This window comes from Catenibacterium sp. RTP21428st1_D7_RTP21428_210409, assembly GCF_040227455.1.
GTDB classification, from domain to species: domain Bacteria; phylum Bacillota_I; class Bacilli_A; order Erysipelotrichales; family Coprobacillaceae; genus Catenibacterium; species Catenibacterium mitsuoka_A.
This window is the reverse complement of the sequence record NZ_JBEHVX010000116.1, coordinates 1-6,127: the sequence shown is the minus strand read 5'-3', so window position 1 is coordinate 6,127 and position 6,127 is coordinate 1. Positions and strand designations below refer to the sequence as shown.

Annotated in this window: 7 protein-coding genes; 3 read left to right on the top strand and 4 right to left on the bottom strand. The window is 33.3% G+C overall.

Features of this window, described 5'->3' with window-relative positions:
- Positions 1-65: 65 nt before the first annotated feature.
- Complete coding sequence (locus tag ABUA27_RS11805) at positions 66-527, bottom strand: linear amide C-N hydrolase (RefSeq protein ID WP_238634592.1); 462 nt, start codon at positions 525-527, stop codon at positions 66-68.
- A gap of 176 nt (positions 528-703) precedes the next feature.
- On the opposite strand from ABUA27_RS11805, the gene ABUA27_RS11800 reads away from it, so the two are divergent.
- Together ABUA27_RS11800 and ABUA27_RS11795 are read left to right on the top strand one after the other, a co-directional pair.
- Positions 704-1,639: a CobW family GTP-binding protein gene (locus ABUA27_RS11800; protein ID WP_287846730.1), complete on the top strand. Its 936-nt coding sequence runs from the start codon at positions 704-706 to the stop codon at positions 1,637-1,639.
- A 255-nt stretch (positions 1,640-1,894) separates the two neighbouring features.
- Positions 1,895-2,761 (top strand): SPL family radical SAM protein, encoded by an 867-nt coding sequence (locus ABUA27_RS11795; RefSeq protein WP_287846731.1) that lies wholly within the window; start codon positions 1,895-1,897, stop codon positions 2,759-2,761.
- A gap of 25 nt (positions 2,762-2,786) precedes the next feature.
- Here the strand turns inward: ABUA27_RS11795 and ABUA27_RS11790 are convergent, their stop codons facing one another.
- From ABUA27_RS11790 to ABUA27_RS11780, 3 genes are read right to left on the bottom strand one after another with little or no spacing between them, the layout of a single operon-like run.
- A complete protein-coding gene (locus ABUA27_RS11790) occupies positions 2,787-3,797 on the bottom strand; it encodes a CapA family protein (RefSeq protein ID WP_349820771.1) in 1,011 nt (336 codons plus the stop codon).
- Positions 3,790-4,524 carry a peroxide stress protein YaaA gene (gene yaaA, locus ABUA27_RS11785; protein WP_129982149.1) on the bottom strand — a complete coding sequence of 245 codons (735 nt, stop codon included), beginning with the start codon at positions 4,522-4,524 and terminating at the stop codon, positions 3,790-3,792. Before yaaA ends, ABUA27_RS11790 begins: the two co-directional genes overlap by 8 nt.
- Complete coding sequence (locus tag ABUA27_RS11780; protein WP_129982148.1) at positions 4,521-4,976, bottom strand: peroxiredoxin; 456 nt, start codon at positions 4,974-4,976, stop codon at positions 4,521-4,523. The genes yaaA and ABUA27_RS11780 overlap by 4 nt, the downstream gene beginning before the upstream one ends.
- A gap of 168 nt (positions 4,977-5,144) precedes the next feature.
- Here ABUA27_RS11780 and ABUA27_RS11775 point away from each other — a divergent pair, with 168 nt between their 5' ends.
- A complete protein-coding gene (locus tag ABUA27_RS11775; protein ID WP_129982147.1) occupies positions 5,145-5,876 on the top strand; it encodes an MIP/aquaporin family protein in 732 nt (243 codons plus the stop codon).
- Positions 5,877-6,127 lie beyond the last annotated feature (251 nt).

Genomic DNA, 6,127 nt, shown 5'->3' with positions numbered 1-6,127 from the left:
TTTCTAAATTATTCAAACTTATTTTTAAGTTTGTCTTTTTTTATACGTTTTGATTGATTTTTGTTTCACACTTCTACAGTAATAGTCTTATTTGAGTCACTGATCATATAATGAAGTGAAGCAGGTGGGAATAATGCACTAAAAGGTGTATCACATAAATTCATTTCATTAATAAGATGAATGGCTTCCTCAACAGTTTCACATTGACATAAGATCCAAGGAATAAACTCAAAAGAACAAACATTTGTCTTATTCTTAACTACAGGATTAAAATAGGCATTTCCTACAAAGTTGAGTCCAGCCATACCTAATCCTTTTTCATTCATTGCATCATAATATAATGGATATCCATCGCTGACATGAGCCATTCCAATGATGGCATATTTGTAAGATGGTTCATCTGTATATCTAAAACCATACTCAAAATTTCTAGGTGTTACAACAATCTGTTCACCATAAGAAAACGCATAATCTAGATTTTTTCCAAAATAACAATCCTTATCTTTAAAACATGCAGCAGTACACATAATCACTGCCCCCTTTAATCTGAATCCTAACACAAACATATAGGCATGTTAAGTCCATGGTTTGACATAATTCACACATACTTTCTAAAGAGTATTCTATGTCTATTATATGTGACTAATGTGAACTGTTTGACAAAATATTATATCAACATATAATAAAATCAAGAGGTGAACTTATGGTACAAGTAGATTTAATTACAGGTTTTTTAGGATCAGGTAAAACAACATTTATTAAGAAATATGCGAAGTATTTAATTGATCAAGGACTGCATATCGCAATATTGGAAAATGATTTTGGTGCGATTAATGTAGATATGATGGTATTAGAAGAAGAATTAGGTGACCAATGTGAACTAGAAATGGTTGTTGGTGGAGGAGATTTAGACTGTCATAGACGCCGTTTTAAGACAAAACTCATTTCTATGGGTATGAGAGGTTTTGATAGAATACTAGTAGAACCATCAGGTATTTATGATGTCGATGAGTTCTTTGATGTACTTCATGAAGAACCATTAGATAAATGGTATGAGATTGGTAATGTGATTGCTTTAGTGAATTCTAAGCTAGAAAATAACCTTTCTAAGCAATCAGATTACTTACTAGGCTGTCAGGCTGCAGATGCTGGTAAAATCATTCTCAGTCGCTCTAGTGAAGCCACAGAAGAAGAAATCAATAACACAATCACACACTTAAATAACACAATGTCTCTAATTAAATGTAAAAGAAGATTTAATAAAGAAGACTGCCTTGATTTAGAAACACTCAATAATGATGACTTTAATTCTATTCTTCATTCTGGTTATGAATTAGAAGGCTTTATTAAGATGTTCTTTAAGAAAGAAGAAGCTTTCTCTACTATGTTTTTTATGAATCAAGCAATTACTAAAGAAGAGTTGATTCATGCAACTCAATCTATTTTTAATGATTCTGAGTGTGGCAAAGTATTTAGAATCAAAGGCTTTATACCAGAAAATGATCAATGGATAGAACTTAATGCGGCAAAAGATCAGATTACTACTGAAACAATTGCGAAAGGTCAGGAAATCATTATTGTCATTGGTGAATCATTAAATAAAGAAAAGATAGAAGAATATATAAAAAAACCAGCATAGCTGGTAATTGATGAAGCGGATATATGTAGAATATGGTGGGGATCACATATCTTCATCACTTGTATTATATTGATATAAGGTAATGAATAAACCAATTTTATGTAAATAATAAATAAAAAGGTCAGCTAAGAAGGGAATGGTTGCTGACCTCGAAGGGTAGAAAAGAGTGGGAAATCTCTTTCCGACATTATTATATGATTTTTTTAAAAGAAATTCATTATACAAATTGTCGTATTTGCTTAGAAAAGGAGTAATATGCATTATAAAAAGGTTAAAGGTATATTATCTTCCAGCAATGGAATGAACCTCTATAGAGGATGTCTGCATGGATGCATCTATTGTGATTCTAGAAGTGACTGCTATCATATGGATCACTTGTTTGAAGATATAGAAGTTAAAGAGAATGCATTAGAACTCTTAGATGCTTCTTTGAAAAAGAAACGAAAACCCTGTATGATTGGCATGGGGGCTATGACGGACCCTTATATTCCCTTAGAAGATCAATTGTTGTATACAAGAGGCGCATTAGAAATCATTGATAGAAATGGTTTTGGAGTTACGCTCATTACTAAATCATCACGTGTATTAAGAAACTTGGATATACTGAAATCCATTCAGACACATTCTAAATGTGTCATTCAGATGACTCTCACTACTTATAATGAAAAACTATGTAAAAAGCTAGAACCTAATGTTTCAACAACTAAAGAACGTTTTGAAACATTACTCACTCTTCAAAAAGAAGGTATACCTACTATTGTTTGGTTGACACCTATTCTTCCGTTTATCAATGATAATGAAGAAAACTTAAGAGGGATACTTGATTACTGTATTAAGGCTTATGTGAAAGGAATTATATGCTTTGGTATGGGTGTTACCTTAAGAGAAGGCAATAGAGAATTTTTCTATTCTAAGCTAGATCAACACTTTCCAGGACTGAAAGAAAAGTATATCCATAAGTATGGAAATAGCTATATTCTCTCTAGTCCACAAAATAAGCAGTTGATGCGTATATTCCATCAAGTGTGTGAAGAAAATGGTATCATGCATGAGCATGAAGAAATATTTAACTATCTTCGTACATATGAAGATCATAGATTAGATTTATTAGATTTCATCTAAAAACTGGACCGCAGTCCAGTTTTTACTATATTGTATTGACTTTCTTTAAGATACGCTCTGCATCCTGTCCAGTGGCAATAATAGGCTGATAGTTATTACGATACTTTACAGAAGAAATCATACATGGAATAATCTTATGTTCCATACTCGTGATCTTTTTATTAGTAAAGTGGAATGTCTGCTGGTAAATCATAGAATCTTTATCACTTGGATTTCTATTACCACCAAAACAGAAGTTACTTAAACTATAAACAATAGGGGAATCCTTATATGTTTCAATCCCTTCTAATACATGAGGATGACTACCTACGACCATATTCGCCCCTGCATCAATAGTTGCATGTGCTAAATCTCTCTGCCCCTGAGTAGGACTATAGTTTCTTTCAATACCCCAATGATAATAAACAATCACAAAATCAGTCTTTTTCTTTAATTCAGTAATCGTATTCTTCATATCATCTGATACAGCATTAGGAAATGCATAACCAAGAAAACCAAACTTAATACCCTTTACTTCCTTAATATAGCTTTTTGAATATCCAAAATAGCCTACACCATACTCATCTAGAGTTGCTTTAGTATCATCCATTCCTTTTTGATAACGGTCCATAGAATGGTTATTTGCGACTGTCACAGCTTCAACACTACTATTAGTTAAAATCTTTGCATATTCCTTTTTACCTTTAAAAGGGAATGACTTAATAACATGACTCTCTTCATCGGTTAAAGGACCTTCTAGATTCGCAATAGTTAAATCGTCTTGTTCAAAAACACTTTTGACATTCTTTAAGAAATAATCAGGATTATTTCCCTGTTTCGCATATTCCTGATCAAAAGATCCATCATATGCCTGACCTGCATAATTTCCCAAAGTCATATCACCTACAAAAGACATAGTAATATCAGTATGAGTCACCTGTGCTGTTTCTTCTGTCTTTTTCTTAGTCTTCTTTGGTGTTTCTTTCTTCTCTTCTTTAGCGCATCCAGTACTTAATACAAGAAGTGCACATACAAAACCTTTTAAAAACTTATTCATTTTCATTTCTCCCTTGTACAAATACAAAACAATGATCATTAGACAGCTTTTCATCAAATACAAAATCTAAATCATTAAACTTCTTTAAGTCCTTTATATTTTCTATCTTTTCTTTAGCCATATAAGAGATCATCGCTCCTCTAGCCATCTTCGCATATGTTGCCTGCTGCTTGAGTACTCCTTTGATATTTCTTAGAAACTGTATTTCTATACATTGATCATCTTTCTTTAAATAATCAGTAATACATTTAGAATATTCCTTAGATGCAAGATTAATAATCACATGATCATCAAGTGATTCATAAATCTTACTGCCCCAAAAATCATACAAATTAAGCGATTTAACGCCCATTTCTAAACGATAGGGTACAATTCCATCAGTAGGAGTCAAAACCCCATACAAGCCCGATAAAATACGTAAATGCTTGTTTAAATAATCTCTTTCACTATCACTCATAGAAAAAGGATGAAGATATTTAAACGCAATCCCATCATAGGCATGAATTGCACATGTCAGTGGTTTGAACTGACGCTCCTGTAACTCTTCAAAACATTGATGTGTTAATGATTCATTAGTTTTCCACAATCTTCTTAACTCATCATAGGGCATACTCTTAAGCTTTTCTTCTAATATACAAGACTCATTAAGAAAACAAGGTGTAGTAGGAGTGATAGATGCATCCTCGTCGCTTCTCATCTTCTTAGCAGGACTCATAATAATCTTCATGATAAAGCCTCAAGCATCTCTTGAGGATTATCTGTAGTCTTTACCTTTTCCTTGGCTTTAATGATGATTCCTTCTTCATTAATTAAGTAAGTTGTTCTTACAACACCCATACTTACCTTTCCATAATTCTTCTTTTCTTTCCATACATCATAATCCATAATTGTCTTCTTTTCTGTGTCAGACAGTAAAGTAAAAGGCAATTCATATTTCTCTTTAAACTTCTTATGACTTGCTACAGAATCCTTGCTGATTCCTATTACCACTGCATCCTTTTCTAAGAATTCAGGATACAAGTCTCTAAATCCACATGCCTGTTTAGAACATCCAGGTGTATTATCTCTAGGATAGAAATAGAGAATCACACGATGACCTCTATATTCTTCTAAAGTATGCATATTGCCTTCTTCATCTGGTAGATTAAAAGAAGGTGCTTTTGTATTAATCTCTAACATAATATAACCTCCTTTATGCATTATACCAAAAATAAAAATAATGTGCTACCTATGCATAAAAAACGATTGTAAGCATTAACATTTTAGAAACATGTTGACACATTGAAATACAGGTTTTATAATCCTTTTGTCATTAAACACAATTAAATATTAAATAGGGGGACAATTATGACATTTTCATTAACTACTCGTCTCATTGCTGAGTTCCTTGGTACTGCAATCATGGTTATGATTGGTAACGGCTCAGTAGCAAACGTGGAATTAAAGGGAACAAAGGGAAGCCACAGTGGATGGATCGTCATTGCAATCGGTTATGGTATGGCCGTTATGATTCCAGCTCTTATGATTGGTAAAATTTCTGGTAACCATATTAACCCAGCATTCACTATTGGTCTTGCTGTTGTAGGTGATGTACCATTAGCTGAAGTATTACCTTACATCTTAGTACAGTTTGCTGGTGCTATCGTAGGTCAGTTCATTGTTTATCTTTGCTTCAAGCCTCATTATGATTCAACAGAAAATCCTGAAGCAATCTTAGGTACATTCTCAACTACTGATGCAACAAACAATAAGCTCAATGGTTTCTTAAACGAATTCTTCGGATCATTTATCTTATTCTTCTGTGCATTATCTATTACTCATTCACCAATTTTCGAACATGGTAATCAGGGTGCTGGTTTCATCGGTGTTGGTTTATTAGTTATGGCATTAGTTGCTTCATTTGGTGGTCCTACTGGTCCAGCTTTAAACCCAGCTCGTGACTTAGGTCCAAGAATCTTACATGCAATCTTACCAATCAAGAACAAGGGAACTTCTCAGTGGGATTATGCATGGGTACCGGTACTTGCTCCAATTTGTGCAAGTATCTGTGCTTGTCTATTATATTTCAACATTTTCTAAGAAGCTATCAATCGATAGCTTTTTTTCTTTGCCTAAAAAAATAGGGGAGTAATAAAAAAGGATAGCATCGAGAGTTAGGTAACTAAAATGCTTATCCAATAAGAACCACTAAAATATAGTATTTGAAATAATGCACAAAAAAAACTCAGGAATGAATCCTGAGTTATATTTATTAATGGCGCAGGTTGAGGGATTCGAACCCCCGCAGGACGTTAATCCTCTGTCGGTTTTCAAGACCGATCCCTTCAGCC